Raw genomic sequence first — 22,666 nt, forward strand, 5'->3', positions numbered from 1 at the left:
CCGGCTCTTTGTACTCAAGGCCCAATTCTGCAGGGAAAAGTTGAGGTTAACGCTCGGCGATAGGCTGCCATTCGTGGATGATCTTGCAACCTGGCAAGCAGAAAGCGAAGAAATGACCTTGGAACGGTTGATCCCGACTGCGCGAAACCGGCGCATTCAGCAGCTTGCAAAGCAGCAGCGTGCCAACGCCGCCATGCGAGACGAAAGCAATGTCGCCGTCGTGATGGGTCGCAAGAATGCGAAACACGGCCCGCGCGACGCGATCCTGGGCATCGAGCGCGCGCTCCCATCCGCAAACGCTCTCATGTGGATTGGCGAAGAAGGCGTCAGCAACTCGTTCGAAATCGACGGGTGGAAGGAAACCGGTCGCGGAGCGGTCGTTCTCGCCAAGGTGCTCATCCACTTGGACGGGCAAACCAAACCCTGCCGCCAGCAGGCCAGCCGCTTCAATAGCCTTGGCCTCGGAGCTCGACCAGATGGACGTCAGGCCGGACAGCACCGCACAGCCCGCGAAAGCCCTCATCCGGGTGACGCCGCGGTCCGAAAGCCGCCAAGCTGGAACTGGCGTGGCGGGATCAACGGAAACTTCCGGATGAGTGATAAAGAAGGCCGTCGGCATGCCGTTGCGCTCCGATAAAATCCTTCCGACGCCTAACAGAGCTGATCAAGCGCAGGAAGTATCAACACACACCAACCACGTCATTGCACGGGCACTTTTCACAGCCTCAATGGATATCAGAAACAGGAACGTCTGTATCGCGCTGCCATGAGCGGACCTCCGGCCATCAAAACCGCTACATTGTCTCCAAACTCGTCGCAGTTCATTCCGCGCACCGGTCTGCGATTGGCGTAGCGCCCGATCAAGGCGCCGAAATAGGGGGTCAAGGATTCGTAGTCGGCGAGTTCCTTGAAGCCGAGCACGACGTTGTCGAGCTTGCCCCAGCGGTCGGGCACATTGATCGCCGTGATTATACCGCCATAGGCGATGAACTTATGGACGCGCCTCTGTCGTTGATGAGCGTGTAGAGATCGACGGCTTTGCCGTCCTGCGTGTTTCAGAATGGGGACTTGTCCACAGAGCCGATGCCGACGATCCCTCCTACCCGGGCTTGTGACAAAGTCGATCGAGCACGTCTCGAAGCGCAGTTGCGGCTTGGTCACGCTCGTCAGCAGACATCAGCTCGGGCTCGGCTTCCAGTCTGAGATGCGGCAGTTCGGTTCGAACGGCGCGACGGGCAGCGACAAGATTGGCCTTCGCATCGATGACGCGATACGTGGCGACCGGATAGGCGATCCCTTTGACGTGGATGCGCCCCAGCTCGTCGCAGTCAATCGTGTCCTTCACTTGCGCAAACGTCTCATAAGAAATGAGCACGGTCCCTGGCTGCGCCTCCTGCTCAAGACGTGAGGCGAGATTCACGGCGCCGCCGATTATCGTGTAGTCCATCCGGTCCTCGCTGCCGAAGTTGCCGACAGTGCAGTAGTCGGTGTGGATGCCGATGCGGCAGCGCAGTGGTGTTTCAATTCCAATGTCGCGCCAGACTTCGGCAAGTTCGCTCATCCGCTTCTGCATGGCGAGCGCCATCTGCACGCCGGCGAGCGCGTCCTCCTTGACGCCGCGAGTTTCCGGATCGCCGAAAAACATCAGAATCGCGTCGCCGACATACTTGTCGATCGTCGCGCCATGATCCGAAGCAATTTTCGACATTTCCGTCAGATAGTGATTGAGGAGCTGGGTGAGAACCTCGGACTGCATTTTGTCAGTGGTCTCGGTAAAGCCGGCGATATCCGAGAAGCATATCGTCAGCTTCTTCCGCTGGCTGGCGATCCTGACCTCCTGACGGCCGGTGAATATCGAGTTGTACACCTGGGGCGCCAGGTATTTCGCCAGCTTGCTGGAAAGCGCCTCGAGAACCGCGGATTTCTCGGCGAGGTTCTCCTCCCGTAGCTTCAGCTCGGTGATGTCCGAGTAGACCGCGACTGTGCCGCCGCCGGTGATCCGCCGCTCGCTTATCATGATCCATCTTCCGTCGCCTCGCAGCTGCTCCCACGGTTCGCCAGGGTTGCGGTGCCGGGAGAGCCGCTCGGCGACCCATTCCTCGAATCGTCCCTCGGCATCCCTGATGTAGCCGCGCTCAGCGGATCGGCGGATGATGTGCTCGAATGTCGTACCGGGCGTCAGTTCGATCGCAAGGTCGCTGTAGAGCAGTTCGCGGTAGCGGCTATTGCTAAGGATGAGCCGGTCCTCGCCGTCGTAGAGAGCGAATCCCTCGGAGATGCTCTCAATGGCATCGATGAGCCGCTGGCGCGCTTCGGCGACCTCGCGCAGGTTCTTTTCCTCGACCTCGACTGCAGTGTCCCGGAAGAGCCTGAGCGCCTCGGCCATGCGGCCGATTTCGTCGTGGCCCGCGGCAGGCAATGGCGCACGAAGATTGCCGCCGGCGATTGCGAGCATGCTTTGGCTCACCCCTCCCAGGCGGGCGAGGAGGCTGCGGTCGACATAGAGCCAAACAACCAGAACGGAACTCAAGAGGCTGAGAAAGGCGGAGCCAAGGACAACTCCGGTCCCGTAGCGCTGGACGACCGCGGCTTCGAGACCAGATGCGGTGATCTCGCGGTCTGCCGCAGCGACCAGGCGATCGACGGCAGCGGTAAGACTGCGCAACAGCTGATTGTTTTCGGCCAGAAGCTCTTCGCCCTGCGCCAGGACGGCGAACTCGTCCTGCCGCGCCTTCGGGATGCTGTTTCCGCCGTCGATCAGTGCCTTGAACTCGTTGACCCGCTGCTGGAAACGGGTCCGCAGCCTATCGTCGATCTCGTTGGAAATCGTATCCAGAACGGCGAGTGACCGGCGCAGCGGAAACAGGATCAACGCCAGATCGCCTGGCGTCGGCGCGTCCGCCGTGTTGACCAGCGCGTCATTGACCGCCGAGATCTCCTGCTGCGCCTTCTGCTGCGGGATGTAGGCCGCTATCGACTGGACCAGGTCGGCCGTCGCCTCCGCGCCTCGATTGGACGCGAGCGGCGTGTCGGCCGTGACCGCCCGCCATTGCTGGAGTTTGGAATTCATCACGAGCATGCCGGGCGCCACAAGGCGCTGGCTTGCATTTGTCGTAGCCGACAGGCGACGTAACAGTTCCTCTTTGCGCGCCACCACGGTGAGGCGGGCGGCGACAAGGTCGTCGAGGGCGTTGAGATTGCGCCGCAGACCAAGCACCGCAGCCTCGATCTCAGCCACTACCGCCGTGCTAGGCTTGGCGCCTTTGAGAGCGGCAAGCAGTTCCTCGAGGCGCGTCATCTCTGCCGCGATCGCAGTCGAGACCTCGTTATGCTGAGCCTTGCTGGTCGAAGCAAGTGCGGCGGGCGCAGTGGCGGCGACCCGCTCAGCCTGGCGCGACAGCTGGAGGGACGCGAGCGCCGACGGCACACGCTCCTTGGTGATGTGGTTGACGACCTCCCCCACCTCGAGGAAGGCATAAAGAGCGGCTGTTGTCGCGAGCACCGCGAAGGTGCTGATACCGAAAAAAGCGAGCAACAGACGGCCGCGTATGCCGAGACGCTTAAGCATCGCGGCGACGCATTGATTCAGCTGGCGCGGCCGAGAGGGTCTGCACAGATTGGCTCAAGGCGATTCGCCGGATCGGTGGTCCATTACTCCAACGGCACGTATTCGCCACCCTTCCAGACATACCATACCCAACTCTGAACAGTGAGGTCGCCCTTATTATCAAAGTCCATACGGCCCAACACAGTGTCAAATTGATTGCCGCGCAGTGATGCAATCACGGCTTGGAGTTCTAGTGAGCCTGACTTCTCGACCGCCTGCGCCCAGGTCTGGGCGGCGCCGTAACTGTGCAGCGTCCAGGAATCGGGTTCGAAGTTCTCGGCTCGGAATCGTTCGACGACTGTGGCCGCTTCGGCGTTTCGACGCGGGTCGGGGACAAAGGTGAAGAGCGTGCCCTCGGCGGCAGGGCCGGCAATTAGCCCGAATGCCTCGGTCGCCGTATCGTCACCCGAGATCAGCTGAACCGAGTAGCCCCGGTCGCGCGCCGCACGGACCATAAGCGCGGCCTCGGTATGATACCCGCCCATGTACAGCACGGCGATATCCGCCCCCTGTAACGTGCTGATCTCGGCCGAGTAGTCGTCTTTCCCGGGAGTGTAGCCTTCATAGATTGATTCGGTCACGCCCCGCTTGTTCAACTGCTTTCTTGTCTCATCGGCGAGACCCTTCCCATAGGTCGTATTGTCGTGAAGGATCGCGATCTTCTTGTCGCTCCAATGATCTGCCAAGTAGTTGCCGGCCTCGAAGCCCTGCGCATCGTCGCGACTGCAGACGCGGAAAACGTTGGCGCGGCCTTGTTCGGTCAACATCGGATTGGTCGAGGACGGCGAAATCTGCAGAATTCCCGCCGCCTCGTACACCTCCGATGCCGGAATCGAGGCTCCAGAGCAGTAGTGCCCGACGACGAACACTACACCGTCAGCCACCAGCTTTTGGGCAGCAGCCACCGCTTGCTTGGGATCGCAGAAGTCGTCGACCGTGATGAGCCGCACCGGCTCGCCGAGGACGCCGCCCGCCGTATTGATGTCGGCCACAGCCACCTCTGCGCCGCGCTTCAATTGCGTGCCAGTCCATTCGAGCTTTCCGGTCATCGGGCCTGCGACCCCGATCAGCACCTCCGCCCGCGCAGGACAGCTAAGCGCGGCGGCCGCGAGCGCGACAATAGCTACGGTGGTGATACGGTGCATGGATGCACCCCAAAGGCAGTAGCTTACGCCAATCCCGTCAGCGCCGACAGTCCTTTTCCGCGAGCGTGGATTGGGTTCCGATCCGAGAGCGTCGCGCGTCCAATGGAAGCGCAAAGGACGCTCTTTGAACTTTGCGCATGATCCTTTCCGGACCGAAGGCCAGCGCAGCAAAGGCCGGTACCTCCGGGCGTCAGGCGCCAGGCAGCCTGAACCGGTATTCCGTCACATGATGGTAGATCTGGCCCGGCCATAGCGTGGCCTGCGGGAAATACGGCCGGTTCGGCGCATCCGGCCAGACCTGCGGCTCCAGGCAGAAGCCCGAATAAGCCTTGTAATGAACTCCCCCGAGCCCCGGCGAATCTGGCGCCAGATACTGGCCGGTATAGAGCTGGACGCCCGGTTCCGTGGTCCACAGCTCCATCTCGACGCCGGAATTCGCGCCTTGCGCCCATGATGCCAGCTTGAGCGACCCGCGCGTCGAGGCAAGGCAGAAATTCTGGTCGTAGGGGAGCTGCTTGCCCTCGCTCTCCATGCGCAGCGGCCGCGCCTGACGGAAGTCGAACGGCGTGCCGTCGACCGGCTTCACGACGCCGGTCGGGATCAGGTCGCCATCGACCGGAAGATAGGCGCCGGCGTTCAGCATCAGCCGGTGATCGAGGACATCGCCGGCGCCGCCGTCATCCAGGTTGAAATAGGAATGCTGGGTAAGGTTGCACAGCGTCGGCTCCTCGCAGGTGGCGGTCAGCTCGACGCTGAGCGTGCCGGGGATCTTCAGCCTGTAGGTGCAGGTCACGTCGAGCGCGCCGGGAAAGCCCATCGTGCCGTCGGGATCATGCAGCGTCAGGGTGACAAAATCCCTGCCATGCAGCGAAACCTCCCATGGCCGGTGCGAAAAACCTTGCGAGCCGCCATGCAGCGTGTGCTTGTCGAGGAAGTTGCGCTCGGTCTGGTAGCGCTGGCCGGCGATGGTGAAGCGGCCATCGCGGATACGGTTGGCATAGCGTCCGGCGACGGCGCCGAAGAAGGCCGTATCCGTTTCATAGGGCTTGAAACTGCTATAGCCGAGCACAAGCGGCGCATCGTGGCCGGCCAGGCGCAGGTCCTGGATGATGGCGCCAAGCCCAATGATGTTGGCGGTGAGGCCGCCGCCGCGGATGCTGAAGCGGCGGATGGCCTCGCCCGCCTGCGTCGTGCCGAAAACCTCGCCGTCCTTCATCGCCATGCCCGAAACGCTTGGTTGATCGATCCCGGCTCGCCGCGTGGGCCGGCTTGGTCTGTTGACGTTCGACAGGCCCTGCCCGATCAGAGGCCGAGGCCGCCGATGCAGACATATTTGGTGTCGAGATAATCCTCGATGCCCTGATGTCCGCCTTCCTTGCCGAGGCCCGATTCCTTGACGCCGCCGAACGGCGCCTCGGGCGTGGTGATCAGCCCTTCATTGACGCCGACCATGCCGTATTTCAGCCCTTCCATGACCCGGAAGGCGCGGCCGAGATCGCCGGTGTAGAAATAGCAGGCGAGGCCGAACTCGGTGTCGTTGGCGAGTGCGATCGCCTCCTCTTCGGTTTCGAACTTGAACACGGGTGCTACCGGGCCAAAGATCTCTTCCTTCATGAAGCGCATCTTCGGCGTGGCGTCGGCGATCACCGTCGGCTGGAAGAACGAACCGCCGAGCGCATGGCGCTTGCCGCCAGCGACGACCTTGCCGCCCTTGGCGGTGGCGTCGGCGATCAGTTCCTCGACCTTCTCGACTGCCTTCTCGTCGATCAGCGGCCCCTGCTGCACGCCGTCATCGAGGCCGGAACCGACCTTCAGCCCGTCGCTGGCGGCGGCGAGCTTTTCGACGAACTTGTCGTAGACACCAGCCTGGACCAGGAAGCGATTGGTGCAGACGCAGGTCTGGCCGGAATTGCGGTATTTGGCGGTGATCGCGCCGGCGACGGCGCGCTCGATATCGGCGTCGTCGAAGACCAGGAATGGCGCGTTGCCACCAAGTTCCATCGACACCTTCTTGACGGTGACGGACGACTTCTGGATCAGGATCTTGCCGACCTCGGTCGAGCCGGTGAAGGTGATCTTCTTGACCAGAGGGTTGGCGCAGATCTCGTCGCCGATCTCGCCGGCAGCGCCGGTCAGGATGTTGATGACGCCTTTGGGGAAGCCGACCTCCTCGGCGAGCGCGCCCCAGGCGAGGCCGGAATAAGGCGTCTGCGACGCCGGTTTGACCACCGCCGTGCAGCCGGCGGCAAGTGCTGGACCGAGCTTGCGGGCCAGCATCGAGGACGGGAAATTCCACGGCGTGATGGCGGCGATGACGCCGACCGGCTCCTTGGTCACCAGGATGCGGCGGTCCGCCCAAGGCGACGGCACGACATCGCCATAGGTGCGGCGGCCTTCTTCGGCGAACCACAATATGTACGAGGCCGCCGAACCGATCTCACCCTTCGATTCGAACAGCGACTTGCCCTGCTCGATGGTCAGCAGCTCGGCCAGCACATCCTGGTTGTCCATCATGGCGTCATGCAGCTTGCGCAACAGCTTCGAGCGCTCGAGCGCGGTGGTCTTGCGCCATGTCTGGAAGGCGGCGTCGGCAGCTTCGATGGCGCGGCGCGTCTCGACCTTGCCCGACTTCGGCACGGTGCCGATCTTGAGGCCGGTGGCCGGATTGTTGACGTCGACCGTCTGGCCGCTGTCGGCCTGCACCCACTCGCCGTTGATGAGATTGGCCTGGCGCATGAAATGGCTGGTTTTCTGAAGCATGGTCTAGCCTCCGTTCGGCGCGCTGACGGGCCGCTATCTGGATTTCCTTGACGGGCGTGCGCACTGGCATCGATGCCGGCACGCCTGGAGCCACTGCTCTTTACCTAGGGCAAGCCCCGCAATCAATCGCAAGATGGCATATAGGGTTTGGGCCAGCACAAGGCGAGGCCGATTTGCGCTCCCGTTGTTGCTTGAGGATGTGTGAGGAAACGACCGGACTGGTGGCTCCCGAGAACCGGAACGGAGCGTAACGTTTGGGTATATGAGTACCGGAAGCACCAGGAAACCGCCCTTCGCAGGCATCAATATCGATCATACCTATCCAAACACGTGGACCACCACCGTCAGCCAAAAGGCCGTGGTGACGACCGCGCAGGCGGTGGCGATGGTCATCTGGTTCGATGCCAGCGCCTGGCCGGTGTTGAACTGCGTCGCAATCAGGTAGGAATTCACCCCGGATGGCAGCGCGGCCGCCACGACCGCGACTTTCGCCGAGAGCGGCGGCAGGCCAAGCAGCCAGACCAGGCCGAGCGCGACGGCCGGCATCAGCATCAGCTTCAGCGCCGACAGCGCCAGCGCCGGCCGCACATTGCCGGAGATGCCGAAACGGCACAGGCCCAGCCCCATGGCAAACAGCGCGACCGGTCCGGCGATGTTGGCCAGCGCGTCGACCAGCCGGACGGCCAGCGCCGGCAATGGCAGGCCGGTGATACGCCACACCCATCCGGCCAGGATGCCGATGATCAGCGGATTGGAGAGCAACTTTCGAAAGAAGCGCCGGATGATGCGCAGCGGATGCACATGCTCGTCGCCGCGGCCAAAGATCTCAAACAGGATGATCGATGCCATGATCATCGTCGGCAGATGCACGGAAATCAGCAGCGACAGCACTTCGAATCCACTTGGCCCGAATGTGCCGAGGAAGAACGGGATGCCGAGCAGGACGAGGTTGGAAAAAGCCGACGACACGCCGCCGACGACCCCGGCACGCGCGTCGCGCCCGAACACCCGGGTGATGACCAGGTGGCCTGCGGCCCACGTCACTGCGGCAGCCGTAAAATAGGCGCCCCAGAACAACCAGGGTGCGGCGCCATGGAAATCGGCATTGACCATGGTGCGGAACAGAAGCAGCGGCATTGCCACCCCGACGGCGAATTCGGCGATGGCCCCACCCGCCTCGGCCTTCAGATAGCCGGTGAGCCCGGCCAGATAGCCGAGCGCGACAAGGCCGAAGACAAAAAGGACGGTTTCGATGAGTGGGGACATTTTTCCCCTGATAGGCGAGCCGGGATTTGAGCGCAACCGCCCCGCCTTGCAAAGCGGTCCGTTCTCGCAAACAGCCGGGATAGGTGATGCCTTGTTTTTCAGCCGGCTTTGCCGTCCCTATATGCGGTCACCGGAAGCCACCTCCGGTGACCGGAAAAGGACGCCTGATGCTTCGATCTGTGCTGGCTCTATTGCTGCTCGTCATTCCCGCCGCGGCCCACGCGACCGAAGCCGGCTGGGCGCTGTTGCGCGACGGCGGACATGTCGTGCTGCTTCGCCATGCCATGGTCACCGGCACTACCGATCCGGCGAATTTCGACATCGAGAAATGCGCCACCCAGGTCAATCTCTCGGTGCGCGGCAAGCAGCAGGCACGCAAGATCGGCGCGCTTTTCGACGCCCGCGCGGCGCCGGTCGAGCGCGTGCTGTCCAGCCGCTATTGCCGCGCCCTCGACACGGCTCGCACCGCTTTCAGAGAAGAGCCCGAACCCTTCGCTCCGCTTGACCTGCTGAAGACCGACGCGAGCGAGAAAGCCGCCCAGCTCGAGGCGATCATGAACGAGATCAGCGCCTATTCCGGCTCCGACAATGTGGTCATGGTCACCCATCTGGAGAATATCATGGCGCTCACCGGCATCTCGCCGCGCGAAGGCGAAGCCGTGATCGTCGAGCCGCAAGGCGACGGCCTGCGCGTGCTCGGCCGCGTCACTTTCTAATCTGCGCTGGAGCCAGTTGAAGCGTTCGCCAGTGGTGAAATCTAACGCTTGGTCCCTAAACGGAATACCGGTTCCGACCCCCCTAGCGGAAGCTCGTTCGTTCGGCCTCGGCCGAATTTACGCAGATGACCCAATGCGGACGTTTGCGACACCCATCAGAGATCTCGGCTTAGCGCCGATGTCAGCCGTCGAGGTGATCTCTACTGTTGCCCAATAGCAGACTATCCTGGAAATCGTGTTTGCGCCATAAGGCTGACCGTCATGGCGCTTCCTCAAAGCTGCCTTCGCGCAACGGCTCGAGTCGGACCTATAGCTGACCTTGGGCGAGCGGTTTGAAGACGTTGTCATTGCCAGCCGCCTACGCCTCGTCCGCGATCCATTCGAGCGAGGCGCCATGCGGGTCGGTCCAAGCGACAGGGGAGCCGTTCACAGATAGGAGGAAGCGGCCTGGCGGCCAGCTTTTTCCGGCGCGTGTGGCGATGGACGGGAATACGCGAGGGAACTCGTTCGATACCCAATACGGAGAAAGACGCATCACCTGTTCTGCGAAGGCCTCTCTGTCTGCCGGATCGGAGACATAGTCGAGGACGGCTGTGTGAAAGACAACGAGGGTAGCGTCCTTTGGCGCTTCGCTGCAGAGCCGCACGAGGTCGCTCCCGCGCAGGTCGCCCGTCACCACCCGAGGCTTGACTGTGGCAGCGATCATTAGGGCCGCCCGCAGATTGGCAAGCCGCGCCGTCTGCTCCGGCCAGACCAGCGTCTCAAGCCATGCGACTTGCGAGGGGTTTGAAGCATCGATCGGGCTCAGGTCCAATCCCGCTCGCCAGACGACATGCGGCGGGGCCGTCGGCAATGGCGTTGTCTCGCTGGCTGAGCATCGGAAGACAGGCGGTTCCGAGGCCGTGACGGGTGTGCGGAGCACCATGCGCCCGTAGTCGTAGCTGTAGAGGTCGGGCATAAGGCAGAGCCCTGCGGAAGTCCCGACCTCCAGGAGGGCCAGCGGCTGCGGCAGGCGCGCCAGGACGGGCAGCAGTGTGGCGCACCTTCCCGGCTCGTTGGTTTGCGTCGAGCGCTCGAGCATGAGCGAGCGGACAAGCTCGGGGTGCGCCAGAAGCGCCTGGCGAAACTCGGTCCACCCTGTCGGTGTGCCGAACAGGTGACGCACCACGGCAAGCAGAAGATTCGGTTGCCGCTTCACGTCCGGGAGGGTCGACAGGAAGCCGAGTGTCTCGCGGTCCCCTGCGACAGCACGAGCCAACTCCTCATAGAGCGGTGAGCGACTGCGAGCTTCCGTGTCGGCGAAGCGAAGATACCGGGTTGAGATCTCTGCCAAGCCCTCCTCGCCCATGTCCGCTGATCCCCGATCCCGACGTCTCGTCGCAGTACACGATCCACGGATCAGATTGGAGCCAGGCGCGGGTCCCGTCGTCAAGATGGCGGGTGTTACGCTTTTGCGGTAGCCCAATGCCTCGTCACTTCCGGCTGCCCCTCGAAAGAGGCCTCGAAGGTTGGCGCGGCCAGTATGGCCTACATGTGCAATGTCGCGCTTCCGGTATTGCGAAAGCCATGCCAGCGGCCGGCCGGCACGATGACTGATTGTCCCGTCGATACTGTTTCTCGTTCATCATCCAACCACAGCTCGGCTTGGCCTTCCAGCACGGTCAAGACTTCCTCGACGGGATGGGTGTGAGTACGTGTGCCACTTCCTGGTGCGACCCACTGTTCGAATATGCACAGCGTGGCTGCCTCGGTGACCGCAGAAACGCGCATTCTGGTCGACACGCCGGGACGCCACTCTTCTGTCGGCTGAAGGTTATGATCGATAATCTGCATGATCCCCTCTGTTGGCAGAGTAGCACGCCGCGTCAGCATGAAGCCGGCAACCGTGGTTCATCGAGTTAGTAGAGCCGGTCGCGATTACCCGTGTCGATAATCGTTTGCATCTCCTCAACCGTCTCCGCGAGTTTGCCGTGGGCGACCAACATCTCCGCAAACGAGGGAAGGTTGCTGGTATCCGGCCACGCATCCGGCTGCCACAAGCCCGAGCGGACCATGCACTTCGGGCAATGAGAAAGTACGTGCGAGATCTCGATGACGAGTATGTGCTCAGGGAGCTTACGGTTGACAGCCATGGCCTCACGCAGCTCCGCATCGCGGACGATGAGCGCCTTGCCGGCCACGCGAAGGGTGTAGGTCACACCGGGGATTACGAAAATCAGGCCGACATTCGGGTTGCTCAGGACGTTACGGAAAGTATCGAGTCGACGATTGCCGGGGCGGTCTGGAATGGCGAGAGTTCTCTCGTCCAGCACCTTGACGAAGCCGGCGGGATCACCCTTTGGCGAGACGTCGAGCATGCCATCGGCGCCGGCGGACGCTACGAACACAAAAGGCGCATGAGCAATGAAGCGGCGAGCATGTTCGTCAATTACTCGAACGACCTTGGCAACTGCTCGGTCTGTGGGGACCCCCAAAACCGCTCGCAATTGCTCTTCGCTCGTGATGACATCGCGGAAACGGCGCCGAGGACTGCTCTCGTCGTCTTGCATGATGCCGGCCCCTTCTCCGCGTGCCTACGCAGTATGACGCAAAGAATCGCGCGTGCGCAACTCCATTGACGAGCCATTCCGTGCCGGCGTCGCGTTCTGGCATTGAGCCGTTCAGCCGTGCGACTGAAAGTCGGCTCACCACCCCAGCCAGTCGTTCGACGCTCATCTCGGGCGTTCTGCGGCTCAGGTATTTGAACCACGGGACGCGCCATTTGCTGACATCTGTGGCGCTTCTCAAAAGCTGCCCTTCGCGCAAGAGCTCAGGTCGACCCTTCTTTGCGCTTCCCATTGAGATGACTTTCGGCAAGTCTGACCCAATGAGATGTTCCCAATAGGGAACAGGATATCCCTGAACTTCTGTGTTCATTTGAAATTCAATCAGCTACGTTCTAGCCGACCATCAACCCCCCGTCCGAAAGCAGGCCGCATGGCGTGTATCTGGCTAATTACCACCGGAGGTACCATAGCTTCGCGGCATGTTGATGCTGAAGATCATGTCGTATCGACCATCGACGGCGAAAAACTTCGGGGCACGATTCAAGACATTCCTCCCGGCGTCGACATTAGAGTTGACGACTTCATGAATATCGTCAGTTGCGCAATGACGCTGCCAATGGCGTTTGGTCTGGCTCAGCGGATCAACTTGCACCTTGTTGAAGACGATTGCATCGGCGTGGTGGTCACACACGGTACCGATACGATGGAGGAAAGCGCCTACCTCGCGGATTTGCTTTTAGCGAATGAAAAGCCAGTGGTGTTTACTGGCGCACAGCGCAGCGCCGATGATTCAGCCAGCGACGGACCGCGCAATGTCACCGACGCCGTCCGGCTTGCGGCATCGCCGTTGGCGAGGGCTCTCGGTGCGGTTGTGCTCCTGGAACAACACTTCCACGCCGCGCGTGACGTCACAAAGGCTCATACGTCCCGGGTCGACGCATTTGTCTCGCGAAACCACGGCAAGCTCGGCGAAATCGACGGCGCCGCTGTAAGCGTATCGCGCCGACCTATCCTTCGGAAAACTTTTGCGGCGAGCGCGATCGAACCGAGGGTGGATCTCATACGCATGGTGCTTGGCTCCGATGACCGCGTGATCCGCCATGCGGCGGCAAGCGGCTCGCGGGCGATCGTGCTCGAAGGCTTCGGCAGGGGAAACGCGACGCCCGCCGTCGCAGCGGCCGTTGGAGACATCATCGCCGACGGCGTTCCGGTATTCGTGGCGTCGCGATGTGGCGAAGGTCGCGTCTCGCCGATTTATGGCCATGGCGGTGGCAAGGATCTAGAGAAAGCCGGGGCAGTCTTTGCCGGCGATCTCACCGGACCCAAGCTGCGGATCCTGGTTTCCGTGTTGTTGGGGATGGGAATGACCCTAGAGGAAATGCGCCCCGAGCTTGCTGCAATAGGTGGGTGAATGTGCTTCCTGCCAGAGGCTCTTCCTTATCGTCGGACCCGAAAGGAAACACGCTATGCAGCTCGTAAACAGTCCGTTGGCAGTTGTCAGATCGGTGCGATCGTCGATCGCCGGGCTTAGGCTTCTTGCAAGGCTGCGGTACCGGCAGCCTTGCAAGGCAGCTTGTTGCCGAGGGCGCTGACGTGAGCGGCATCGATCCGGCGGCAGATGCCATTAGGGAAGCGGCGGAGGCGTTGCCTTTTGACGACGCAGGTTTCGACATTGCCGTTATGGTGGCGCGGCGCTGTTCCGGGAGACGAAGCGAAGGGTAAAGTTCCACCCTTAGCGGCAGTTAGTTTAAGGCACCTGGCGTTAGATGTTTCACACTTGCAGCCACGCTTCGATACGGAGCTTCCATCCCTCGATCATCTGCGCGAACGCGTCCTCCGTCAGCTCGGACAGATACGAGCTTCCTGCCCTGCTCAAGGCAGTGAACGTGTAGGCAATCCACGCCTCCGTGCCTCCGTCAGCGGTCGAGCGGCAGGCCACCTCGACAAATCCAAAACGCGAGTCCGGCGTCACCCGGACATAGCGGATGCGATGCGCGACGGGGTCCCAGTCCGTGCAGGCCCAGAGCGTGGTCTCATCACCATGAGTGGTCCTGAAGACCATGCCTTGGCGCGTCTCCCCGTCTTGTGGATGCAGAAACTCGGGATCCCAGTCGTCCACCCACAGGGTCTCCCCAGTCGGCGTGAACAGCGGAAAGACGCGGTCGATCGGCCCCGAAAGCACGATGCTGTGGCTGCGCTCAAGATGGTTGGTCATCCCCCTCCCCGGCGATTTCCACCAGACGGTGGCTGTCCGCTGCGCCAAGCTCCATTCCGTAGATGCGCTTCAATTGGCCGATTGTTTCCAGGGTCGTCGGGGAAAACGGCGTCTGGCCTTCGAAGGCATGCAGCACGATGCCCTCGATGAGTTCACCCAGGCTCATGTCGCGATGCTCGGCCAAGGCCTTGAGCACCTTCACCAATCGTTTTTCCAGGCGAACCCCGGTCTGCACGCGTTCGATGGTGGTCATAGGATTTCCGTACCACGGTACACTGGTACATGCAATGACCAGAGATGGGATGGTTGCGGCATATCACCGGGAGGGTCGCCAACGGCTCTTCTTGCGTTTACGGAGTGGGTATCCCATCTGCGCCCGGCGTTCAGGCCTTTTCCTGCCCGGAAAAACCGATTAGACAGCGCGCAAACACCAGCGGACAGATTCCGCCCGCAACCGAAGGAAAAGCCCTTGTCCACCACGTTCGACAAAGTCGCCAAGATCATCGCCGACACCAGTGAGATCGATATCGACACGATCACCCCTGAAAGCCACACCATCGACGATCTCGGCATCGACAGCCTCGACTTCCTCGACATCGTCTTTGCCATCGACAAGGAATTCGGCATCAAGGTGCCGCTGGAAAAGTGGACGCAGGAGGTCAATGACGGCAAGGCCTCGACCGACGATTACTTCGTCATGAAGAACCTGTGCGCCAAGATCGACGCCCTGGTCATGGCAAAGAACGCCTGAAATGGCTTGTCTTCTAGCCTGACCCACAACAGCCGCCCCATGAACCCTCGCTCATGAGCTCCCACGACGTCGTCATATCAGGCATCGGCCTTGTCTCTTCGCTGGGAGAAGGCCCGGATGCGCATTGGCGCAAGCTCGTCCAGCCCGGCCTGGAGCCGGTGCTCGAAGCCGCCCGCTTCTCGCCCTACACCGTCCACCCGCTGCCGGAGATCGACTGGAACCTGCAGATCGCCAAGCGCGGCGACCAGCGGCAGATGGAAACCTGGCAGCGGCTCGGCACCTATGCCGCCGGCATGGCGCTGGACGACGCCGGCATCAAGGGCAATGACGATCTCTGCACGACGATGGACATGGTGGTGGCTGCCGGCGGCGGCGAGCGCGACGAGGCGGTCGACGCCGACATTCTCGCAGCGTCCGAAAGCCGCAACGACCGCGACGTGCTGCTCAACGAGAAACTGACCACCGAATTGCGGCCGACGCTGTTTCTGGCGCAGCTTTCCAACCTGCTCGCCGGCAACATCTCGATCGTCCACAAGGTGACCGGCTCGTCGCGCACCTTCATGGGCGAGGAAGGTGCCGGCGTCGCCGCCGTCGAGACAGCCGCCGCGCGCATCCGCTCCGGCCAATCGACGCATATCCTGGTCGGCGGCGCGTTCCAGACCGAACATTCCGACATGCTGCTTGGCTATGAGCTGGCCGGCTACCTGCATCGCGGCCGCTGGAGGCCGGTCTGGCAGAGACAGGGCCTGGACGGCGGCGGCGTGGTGACTGGATCGGGCGGTGCGTTTCTCGTCCTGGAACAGCGCGAGCACGCGATCAGCCGCGGGCGAAAGATCTATGCCGAACTCGGCCCGGTCGTATCCGGACGCGCCATACGCCGGCAGGGCGAGCTCGATGCCGAGATTGCCGCGCTGCTCAGCCAGGCGGCATTGCCGAACGGCGAGCTACTGACGATTTCAGGCGCTTCGGGAGCCCATGCCGCGACTGCTGCTGAGAAATCGGCGCTCGACGCCAATCCGGCGATTGCCGCACGCGGTTTTTCGACGCTGACCGGCCACATGAAGGAAGCGCAGTTTCCCTTCGCCGTGGCGCTGGCTGCATTGGCTGTCGAACGCAAGGCCGCCTACCCGGCTTTTGACGCCGCCACCGAGAAGCCGTTCAACGGCATTCCCAGGACCGTGCTTGCAACGGCGATCGGCTATCACCAATTCGAGGGCATGGCGTTGGTCAACGCCGCCTAGAGGGTTTTGGGACAAAAACATGGCCAATCTGAACGACCACATGGGCAGGCCGATCGTTGCCGTCACCGGCATCGGCGTGGTGACGTCGCTGGGCGTCGGCAAGGCCGACAATTGGGCAGCGCTCACCGCGGGCACGTCCGGCATCCATCCGATAACCCGCTTTCCGGTCGACCATCTGAACACCCGCATCTCCGGCACGGTCGATTTCCTGCCGTCGAGCTCCAAGGGCGCTTCCCTTCTTACCTACGACCTCGCCGAGATAGCCGCGCAGGAAGCCGTGGCCGAAGCCGGCCTCGATTCGGGCGATTTCGGCGGGCCGCTTTTCCTCGCCTCGCCGCCGGTCGAGCTCGACTGGAGCGAGCGCTTTTCGCTGTACAATTCCGACAAGCACGACGTCGGCGCCGAACGGCTGCTTCGGGTGGCGCGCGGCTTGAAGGGGTTCGATGTTTTCGAGACCACCCAATTCGGTTCGATCGCCGACCGGCTCGCCGACCGTTTTGGCACGCGCGGCCTGCCGATCACGCTGTCGACGGCCTGCGCCTCTGGCGCCACCTCGATCCAGCTCGGCGTCGAGGCGATCCGCCGCGGCGAATGCGACCGGGCACTGTCGATCGGCGCCGACGGCTCGGCGACCGCCGAGGCGCTGATCCGTTTCTCGCTGCTTTCCGCACTCTCCACCCACAACGACATCCCCGAAAAGGCGTCAAAACCGTTTTCCAGGGATCGCGACGGTTTTGTCCTCGCTGAGGGTTCTGGCGCGCTGGTATTGGAATCGCTGGAGGCGGCACTCGCCCGTGGTGCAAACATCCTCGGCATCCTGCGCGGCTGCGGCGAGAAGGCCGACGATTTCCACCGCACCCGCTCGAAGCCGGACGGCTCGCCGGCGATCGCGGCGGTTCGCGCCGCGCTCGCCGATGCCGGCTTGGGCGAGGACGAGATCGATTATGTCAATGCCCATGGCACCTCGACGCCGGAAAACGACAAGATGGAGCATTTGTCGCTGTCGACCGTGTTCGGCGAGCGGATCGGCTCGATGCCGATCTCGTCGAACAAGTCGATGATCGGCCACACGCTGTCGGCCGCCGGCGCCGTCGAGGCGGCGTTTTCGCTGATGACCATGCGCGAAAGCGTCATCCCGCCGACCATCAATTACGACAATCCCGATCCGGCGATCGTGCTCGACGTGGTGCCGAACCAGAAGCGCAACGCCGAGGTCGGCACGGTGCTGTCGAACTCCTTCGGCTTCGGCGGCCAGAACACCTGCCTTGTCATGGCGCGGGAACCAGTCTAAGCGACCGTTCTTCGCCAACAGAACCGACAGGCTCCATGCGCGCATTGCAACTTATCGAGGACCGCCGCCTTGAAACGGTGGACCTGCCGCTTCCGCCGCAGCCTGCGCTGGGCGAAGTGACGCTGCGCATCAAGGCCGTGGCGCTCAATCATATCGACGTCTGGGGCTGGCGCGGCATGGCCTTCGCCAAGCGCAAGCTGCCGCTGGTCGTCGGCGCCGAAGCCTCGGGCGAGGTCGAGGCGGTCGGCCCCGGCGTCTCCAGCCTTGTGCCGGGGCAGCTTGTATCGATCTACGGCGCGCGCACCTGCGGGCTTTGCCGCGCCTGCCGCGAAGGCCGCGACAACCTCTGCGAGCATGTCTCGGGCGTTCACGGCTTCCATCTCGACGGCTTTGCGCAAGAGAAGATAAACCTGCCGGCGCGCCTGCTGGTCCCTGCCCCGCCCGGCGTGACCGACGTCGGCGCCGCCGTCGCGCCCGTCACCTTCGGCACGGTCGAGCACATGCTGTTCGACAATGCCAGGCTGCAGGCCGGCGAAACCATCCTGATCCATGCCGGCGGCTCGGGAATCGGCTCCGCCGCGATCCAGCTGGCGAAGAAAATGGGCTGCACCGTGATCACCACGGTTGGCTCGAACGACAAGATCGACAAGGCGAAGGCGCTTGGCGCCGATCACGTCATCAACTATCGCGACGACCGTTTCGAAGGCGTCGTGCGCAAGCTGACGAAGAAGAAGGGCGTCGATGTCGTCTTCGAGCATGTCGGCGCCGACACCTTTGCCGCCTCGATGCTGTGCCTGAAACGCGGCGGCCGCCTGGTGACCTGCGGCTCGACATCGGGCGTGTCGACGCAGATCAACCTGATGCAATTGTTCCAGCAGCAGCTGAAGCTGCTCGGCTCGTTCGGCTGTCGCATGCAAAACATGGCCGACGCCATGCAGAAAATGGCGGCGGGGCTGGTTTCTCCGGTTATCGACACCGAAGTCGGCTTCGACGGCATCGAGACCGCACTGAAGCGCATGGAAGGCCGCGACGTGTTCGGCAAGATCATCCTGCGCGTCGGCTAGACCATGATGCTGCTGTCTGAAAAAACCATGGTCTAGGAATGATCGGCAACGCCTTCAAGAAGCTCCGCCGGGACTTGGCGTTCCGCTACGGCAGGCGGCTGCGCCAGTTCAACTACTGGCTGCTGGCGCGCCTCGCGATGACGATGATTTGGCTATTGCGTCTGCTGCCGGTCGACAGCGCGCTCAATTTCGCCGACCGCGCCGCCCGCCGCATTGGCCCTTGGGTGGGGCGCCATAACGTCGCCATCGCCAATCTGCGCAAGGCTTATCCGGAAAAGAGCGACAAGCAGATCCAGGCCATCGCCTCCGACATGTGGGGCAACATGGCTCGCCTTGCCGCGGAATACGTCTTTCTCGATGCCCTGTTCGACTACGATCCCGCCGCGACAAAACCGGGCCGCATCGAGGTCAAGGGGGTCGAGCACTTCGTGCAAATCGCCGGCGAGCAAAAACCGCATATCATCTTCACCGGGCATCTCGGCAATTTCGAGCTGCTTCCGGTGGCGGCAGCCACTTTCGGCATGAACATCACGGCGCTGTTTCGTCCGCCCAACAACCCCTACCTTGCCGACTACATCCTCTCGACTCGCCGCTCGACCATGGGCTCGCTCCTGCCCTCCGCGACCGGCGCTTCGTTCGCGCTGGCGGCCATCCTGGAGAAAGGCGGCAATATCGGCGTGCTCGTCGACCAGAAATTCTCGAGCGGGCTCGAAACGACTTTTTTCGGCCGCCCATGCGAGAGCAACCGGGTTCTGGGCACCCTGGCGCGACACTATGACTGCGATGTCTATCCGGCGCGCTGCGTGCGCCTGCCGGGCAACCGCTTCCGGCTCGAGATCGAGGACAAACTGATCTTGCCGCGCACCGCCGGCGGCAGTGTCGACGTCCATGGCACCACCCAGCTGCTCAACGACGTGGTCGAGCGCTGGGTGCGCGAGGATCCCGGCCAATGGATGTGGTTCCACAAAAGATGGGAAATCAGCGGCCCGCGCGGGAAGCACAAGCGGGCGAGGAACCGCGGCGAAGCCGCCTGAGTAGAAGTGAGTGACAGCAATTATGCTATTGTTGGCAATGTTCTAATTGCGCCACCGACCCCGCCCGGTTGCCGAGGCGGGTTTTTGTTTAGTCACCGATCGCTCGGTGGCCTGTCCTGGCAAGTCCAATCAGCCAACCGAAGGGGCGCCATAGCGAAGCCCATCCACCAGCAAGCCAACCATCCGTCGTGCCTGGTCGGGGCCTCCGCCATAGCGGTCTGGTGAGCAGAGCCTGGCAATCGCGAATAATAGTTCTTTCGCATCAACGTCCGAGCGAACGTCGCCCGCTTCGGTCGCGGCATCCAGCAAGGTCTGCAGCGCGGGCCGAAGTTTCTCAAGAAAATACAGCGGCAAGGACTCATATGCCGGATCGCCGGAGGAGAAGGCCGCGGCGAGTCCACGCTTGGCAGCGATAAAGTCCACGTAACGCTGCATCCATCGGGCGAGCGCTTCGCCGGGTTCATATTCGGCGGCAATGGCAGATGCAGCATTTGCGCAGGCATCAACTTCGTTACGGAAGACCGCCACGATCAGGTCCGAACGCTGAGGAAAATGCCGATAAAGCGTACCCACGCCAACGCCGGCCTTATCGGCGATCTCTCGCACCGGAGCATCGACCCCCGAAGCCGCAAACACTGCCATTGCTGCTTCGAGCAGCGCCTTGGAGTTGCGTTGCGCGTCCGCACGCACGCGCCGATCCGTCGAGTTTACGGGCTCCAAGCCACCACCCCGCTCCTCCGATTTGTCGTCCATGATTTTTCCACTTGATAAACGGAACGATGTTCCGTATAAAACGGAATGCAGTTCCGATTGGGAAAATTAGCACAGCATGGCGCCGTTGCCTACACGTCAATGCAAAAAGAGGAGATCACCATGCGGGTCAAACCTATTGCCCTGGTCACTGCGGCCAACAAGGGAATCGGCCTCCAGATCGCCAGGGATCTGGCGACGCACGGCCTCACCGTGCTCGTAGGGTCGCGCAAGCTCGAGCATGCGGAGACGGCTGCAAAGAGCATCGGCGCGGATGCCCGCGCCGTCCAACTCGATGTCACGAAACAGGCCTCGATTGCCGCCGCGGCAAAGCGCATCCGTAACGAGTTCGGTCGCCTCGACGTCCTGGTGAACAATGCAGGCACTTCCGATGCGGGAAAGCAGGGCATCTCGCATGCGGCGTCCCTCGACGAGGGACGCGCAGTGTTCGAGACCAACGTGTTCGGCGTCGTCGCCGTTACGCAGGCGATGTTGCGGCTGCTTGGTGAAGCGCCGGCGGCACGCATCGCCAGCGTCGACCCGTCCAGTCCACAGCGCGCATTGTTCGGCCCTGTTTACAGCCCCTCGGAGACTGCCCTCGATGCGCCGACGCTCGCCTTCGCCATCGAATTTGAGGGCGCTGGCGCCGACGCTGCCTGCTCCGGCTTCACTTCGACGAACCTCAACAAATTCGAGGGCACCCTTACGGCCGAACGGGCCGCGTGAGCCCTCCGATGGGCACGTTTCCCGAGCCAGGACGGGCCGTCCGTGCGGCGGTCTCGTCCCGATTGCTGGCGCCGGGAGAGTGGCGGCGCACCTTGGCTCCGGTGCCGATCGAGCCCGCATCCTGATCTGCGATCTTGGGGCGGGTCCAGAAGGTCTATTGAGACAGGTACCGGAAAGCCGCGACAAAGGCCGCAAACGCCGGCGTTTGATTGCGCCGGCTGGGGTAGTAGAGATGATAGCCCTGGAAGGTCGGGCACCAGTCGGCAAGGACTTCCTCGAGCCGACCACTCACAACATAGGGCTGAACAAGATCCTTCGGTGCATAGACCAAACCAATGCCGTCGAGGGCCGCGTCAAGCGCCGGCGCGATATTGTTCAGGGGGGATCGCGATCGGCGGCTTCTGGTCGCTCTCCACGGCCATTTTGGCGCGCCTGGCCTCAGGCTCCGACCTGCCCAAGGCGATCGCCCTGCTGCAGGGCGGAACCGCATTGGCGATCGTCATCGCCGCACCGCTCGGCAGCTTCCTCGGCGAATTGATCGGGTGGCGGGGCACCTTCTTCGTCACAGTCCCGGTCGGCGTCGCGGCGCTCGTCTGGCAACTGGCCGTTCTGCCGAAGATGCCGCCAATGGAGGCCGTTTCGGTATCCAGCATGTTCCGTCTGCTGCGCAATCGGACATTCACCATCGGGATGGCAGCAACTGGACTCGCATTCATGGGAATGAATTCGCTGTCGATCTATCTGCGCCCATTCCTTGAAAGTGTCACCGGCCTCGACGTGAACGTCCTGTCGCTGGTGCTCCTGGGCCTCGGCCTAGGAGGCCTGGCGGGACTGTCCATCGCCGGCTTTGTTCTCCGGCGAAACCTCACTGCCGTGCTGATCGGGCTGCCGAGCGCGCTTGCGCTCCTCTCCCTGCTCCTGATCGCAGTGGGACCGGTGCTTTGGGCCACGGCTTCGCTTCTGGTTGTTTGGGGGCTGTTCAACACCCCGATTCCGGCGGCGTGGGGTACATGGATGGCTCAGATCATTCCCGACGATCTTGAAGCTGGAGGCGGGCTGCAGGTCGCATTGATCCAGTTCGCCATCGCCGGCGGCGCTTCCGCGGGCGGCATGCTGTTCGACACTGCCGGCTGGTGGAGCGCCTTCCTGCTCGCCGCCGCCCTGCTGGCGGGCTCAGCCCTGCTCCCCGCTGCCGCCAGCCCTCGCGCTGCTGCGGTGCAGAACCTTTGATTGCGGAGGGACAGCGCCCGGACAGCGCCCCCCTCTGTCCTGCCGGACAGAGGGGGGCGCGAAGGATCACTACAGAGCGCTTTTATTCTGAACCGCCGCATTCTTGGCTGGGCTGGGCATTGCTGCGCTGCCCGACTTCCTTACCGACGTGCCGATCGCGGAGGGTACATTGAGACAAGTGATGGCGGATTATCCCTCGCCAGAGGCGGGGATCTATGTGGTGCGGCCACCTGGCGGGATTGCGCCCAGAAAGGTGCGTGCGCTGATTGACATCCTCATCGAATGGTTCGGCGCCCGTTGAGCGCAATCACTGCGACCTTCGGG

23 protein-coding genes and 2 pseudogenes are annotated in these 22,666 nt (G+C 62.6%); 11 read left to right on the plus strand and 14 right to left on the minus strand.

Going from position 1 to position 22,666, the window contains the following annotated elements; translation table 11 throughout:
- Positions 1 to 46 precede the first annotated feature (46 nt).
- The 7 genes from AC0L28_RS13480 to AC0L28_RS13510 all read right to left on the minus strand — a co-directional run bounded on the left by AC0L28_RS13480 (position 47) and on the right by AC0L28_RS13510 (position 8,778).
- Positions 47 to 619 carry a histidine phosphatase family protein gene (locus AC0L28_RS13480; RefSeq protein WP_091598202.1) on the minus strand — a complete coding sequence of 191 codons (573 nt, stop codon included), beginning with the start codon at positions 617 to 619 and terminating at the stop codon, positions 47 to 49.
- 116 nt (positions 620 to 735) lie between these two features.
- Positions 736 to 1,161 (minus strand): aldose epimerase family protein, encoded by a 426-nt coding sequence (locus AC0L28_RS13485; RefSeq protein WP_287257856.1) that lies wholly within the window; start codon positions 1,159 to 1,161, stop codon positions 736 to 738.
- A complete protein-coding gene (locus tag AC0L28_RS13490) occupies positions 1,100 to 3,568 on the minus strand; it encodes an adenylate/guanylate cyclase domain-containing protein (RefSeq protein WP_473478000.1) in 2,469 nt (822 codons plus the stop codon). The genes AC0L28_RS13485 and AC0L28_RS13490 overlap by 62 nt, the downstream gene beginning before the upstream one ends.
- An 83-nt stretch (positions 3,569 to 3,651) precedes the next feature.
- Positions 3,652 to 4,752 (minus strand): branched-chain amino acid ABC transporter substrate-binding protein, encoded by a 1,101-nt coding sequence (locus AC0L28_RS13495; RefSeq protein ID WP_287175315.1) that lies wholly within the window; start codon positions 4,750 to 4,752, stop codon positions 3,652 to 3,654.
- 190 nt (positions 4,753 to 4,942) lie between these two features.
- A complete protein-coding gene (locus AC0L28_RS13500; protein ID WP_473478002.1) occupies positions 4,943 to 5,974 on the minus strand; it encodes an aldose epimerase family protein in 1,032 nt (343 codons plus the stop codon).
- Between the two features lie 80 nt (positions 5,975 to 6,054).
- Positions 6,055 to 7,512 carry an NAD-dependent succinate-semialdehyde dehydrogenase gene (locus AC0L28_RS13505; RefSeq protein ID WP_128246872.1) on the minus strand — a complete coding sequence of 486 codons (1,458 nt, stop codon included), beginning with the start codon at positions 7,510 to 7,512 and terminating at the stop codon, positions 6,055 to 6,057.
- Between the two features lie 318 nt (positions 7,513 to 7,830).
- Entirely contained in the window at positions 7,831 to 8,778 is a 948-nt protein-coding gene (locus tag AC0L28_RS13510; RefSeq protein WP_287257853.1) for an AEC family transporter, read from the minus strand.
- Between the two features lie 167 nt (positions 8,779 to 8,945).
- Between AC0L28_RS13510 and AC0L28_RS13515 the strand changes: the two genes are divergently transcribed.
- Entirely contained in the window at positions 8,946 to 9,494 is a 549-nt protein-coding gene (locus tag AC0L28_RS13515; protein WP_023802971.1) for a histidine phosphatase family protein, read from the plus strand.
- 358 nt (positions 9,495 to 9,852) lie between these two features.
- Here the strand turns inward: AC0L28_RS13515 and AC0L28_RS13520 are convergent, their stop codons facing one another.
- The 3 genes from AC0L28_RS13520 to AC0L28_RS13530 all read right to left on the minus strand — a co-directional run bounded on the left by AC0L28_RS13520 (position 9,853) and on the right by AC0L28_RS13530 (position 12,043).
- The gene (locus AC0L28_RS13520) at positions 9,853 to 10,827 is read right to left on the minus strand and encodes a DUF2332 domain-containing protein (protein ID WP_287257851.1); all 975 of its coding nucleotides are present in this window, start codon (positions 10,825 to 10,827) and stop codon (positions 9,853 to 9,855) included.
- A 194-nt stretch (positions 10,828 to 11,021) separates the two neighbouring features.
- Positions 11,022 to 11,327, minus strand: coding sequence for a cupin domain-containing protein (locus AC0L28_RS13525; protein WP_473478005.1), 306 nt, complete (start codon positions 11,325 to 11,327; stop codon positions 11,022 to 11,024).
- A gap of 65 nt (positions 11,328 to 11,392) precedes the next feature.
- Positions 11,393 to 12,043, minus strand: a complete 651-nt coding sequence (locus tag AC0L28_RS13530; RefSeq protein WP_287257848.1) for a pyridoxamine 5'-phosphate oxidase family protein — start codon at positions 12,041 to 12,043, stop codon at positions 11,393 to 11,395.
- 427 nt (positions 12,044 to 12,470) lie between these two features.
- On the opposite strand from AC0L28_RS13530, the gene AC0L28_RS13535 reads away from it, so the two are divergent.
- Complete coding sequence (locus AC0L28_RS13535) at positions 12,471 to 13,451, plus strand: asparaginase (RefSeq protein ID WP_287257846.1); 981 nt, start codon at positions 12,471 to 12,473, stop codon at positions 13,449 to 13,451.
- A gap of 125 nt (positions 13,452 to 13,576) precedes the next feature.
- Positions 13,577 to 13,762, plus strand: a complete 186-nt coding sequence (locus tag AC0L28_RS13540; RefSeq protein WP_473478007.1) for a class I SAM-dependent methyltransferase — start codon at positions 13,577 to 13,579, stop codon at positions 13,760 to 13,762.
- Positions 13,763 to 13,811: 49 nt separating this feature from the next.
- Here the strand turns inward: AC0L28_RS13540 and AC0L28_RS13545 are convergent, their stop codons facing one another.
- Both AC0L28_RS13545 and AC0L28_RS13550 read right to left on the minus strand, forming a co-directional pair.
- Complete coding sequence (locus tag AC0L28_RS13545) at positions 13,812 to 14,255, minus strand: hypothetical protein (protein WP_287257845.1); 444 nt, start codon at positions 14,253 to 14,255, stop codon at positions 13,812 to 13,814.
- Positions 14,239 to 14,508, minus strand: a complete 270-nt coding sequence (locus tag AC0L28_RS13550; protein ID WP_287257844.1) for a hypothetical protein — start codon at positions 14,506 to 14,508, stop codon at positions 14,239 to 14,241. The genes AC0L28_RS13545 and AC0L28_RS13550 overlap by 17 nt, the downstream gene beginning before the upstream one ends.
- 216 nt (positions 14,509 to 14,724) lie before the next feature.
- Between AC0L28_RS13550 and AC0L28_RS13555 the strand changes: the two genes are divergently transcribed.
- The 5 genes from AC0L28_RS13555 to AC0L28_RS13575 are packed head-to-tail and all read left to right on the plus strand — an operon-like array spanning position 14,725 to position 19,636.
- Positions 14,725 to 15,006 (plus strand): acyl carrier protein, encoded by a 282-nt coding sequence (locus AC0L28_RS13555; RefSeq protein ID WP_023802974.1) that lies wholly within the window; start codon positions 14,725 to 14,727, stop codon positions 15,004 to 15,006.
- Between the two features lie 53 nt (positions 15,007 to 15,059).
- The gene (locus tag AC0L28_RS13560) at positions 15,060 to 16,247 is read left to right on the plus strand and encodes a beta-ketoacyl-ACP synthase (protein ID WP_287257842.1); all 1,188 of its coding nucleotides are present in this window, start codon (positions 15,060 to 15,062) and stop codon (positions 16,245 to 16,247) included.
- 19 nt (positions 16,248 to 16,266) lie between these two features.
- Positions 16,267 to 17,538 carry a beta-ketoacyl-ACP synthase gene (locus tag AC0L28_RS13565; RefSeq protein ID WP_287257841.1) on the plus strand — a complete coding sequence of 424 codons (1,272 nt, stop codon included), beginning with the start codon at positions 16,267 to 16,269 and terminating at the stop codon, positions 17,536 to 17,538.
- A 35-nt stretch (positions 17,539 to 17,573) separates the two neighbouring features.
- On the plus strand, positions 17,574 to 18,602 hold the full coding sequence (locus AC0L28_RS13570) for a zinc-binding dehydrogenase (RefSeq protein ID WP_287257840.1): 1,029 nt from the start codon (positions 17,574 to 17,576) through the stop codon (positions 18,600 to 18,602).
- A gap of 38 nt (positions 18,603 to 18,640) precedes the next feature.
- Entirely contained in the window at positions 18,641 to 19,636 is a 996-nt protein-coding gene (locus AC0L28_RS13575) for a lipid A biosynthesis lauroyl acyltransferase (protein WP_473478010.1), read from the plus strand.
- Positions 19,637 to 19,765: 129 nt separating this feature from the next.
- On the opposite strand, the gene AC0L28_RS13580 is transcribed toward AC0L28_RS13575, so the two are convergent.
- The gene (locus AC0L28_RS13580; protein WP_236377152.1) at positions 19,766 to 20,389 is read right to left on the minus strand and encodes a TetR/AcrR family transcriptional regulator; all 624 of its coding nucleotides are present in this window, start codon (positions 20,387 to 20,389) and stop codon (positions 19,766 to 19,768) included.
- A gap of 120 nt (positions 20,390 to 20,509) precedes the next feature.
- Here AC0L28_RS13580 and AC0L28_RS13585 point away from each other — a divergent pair, with 120 nt between their 5' ends.
- Positions 20,510 to 21,112, plus strand: coding sequence for an SDR family NAD(P)-dependent oxidoreductase (locus AC0L28_RS13585; RefSeq protein WP_473478013.1), 603 nt, complete (start codon positions 20,510 to 20,512; stop codon positions 21,110 to 21,112).
- A gap of 154 nt (positions 21,113 to 21,266) precedes the next feature.
- Here AC0L28_RS13585 and AC0L28_RS13590 read toward each other — a convergent pair.
- Positions 21,267 to 21,491 (minus strand): annotated as a pseudogene (locus AC0L28_RS13590) (LysR substrate-binding domain-containing protein); the annotation flags it as partial.
- A gap of 2 nt (positions 21,492 to 21,493) precedes the next feature.
- On the opposite strand from AC0L28_RS13590, the pseudogene AC0L28_RS13595 reads away from it, so the two are divergent.
- Positions 21,494 to 22,342: pseudogene (locus AC0L28_RS13595) on the plus strand (MFS transporter); the annotation flags it as partial.
- A 103-nt stretch (positions 22,343 to 22,445) separates the two neighbouring features.
- Positions 22,446 to 22,643 carry a LysR substrate-binding domain-containing protein gene (locus AC0L28_RS13600; protein ID WP_287257832.1) on the plus strand — a complete coding sequence of 66 codons (198 nt, stop codon included), beginning with the start codon at positions 22,446 to 22,448 and terminating at the stop codon, positions 22,641 to 22,643.
- Positions 22,644 to 22,666: the final 23 nt, after the last annotated feature.

This window comes from Mesorhizobium sp. WSM4847 (genome assembly GCF_055811335.1).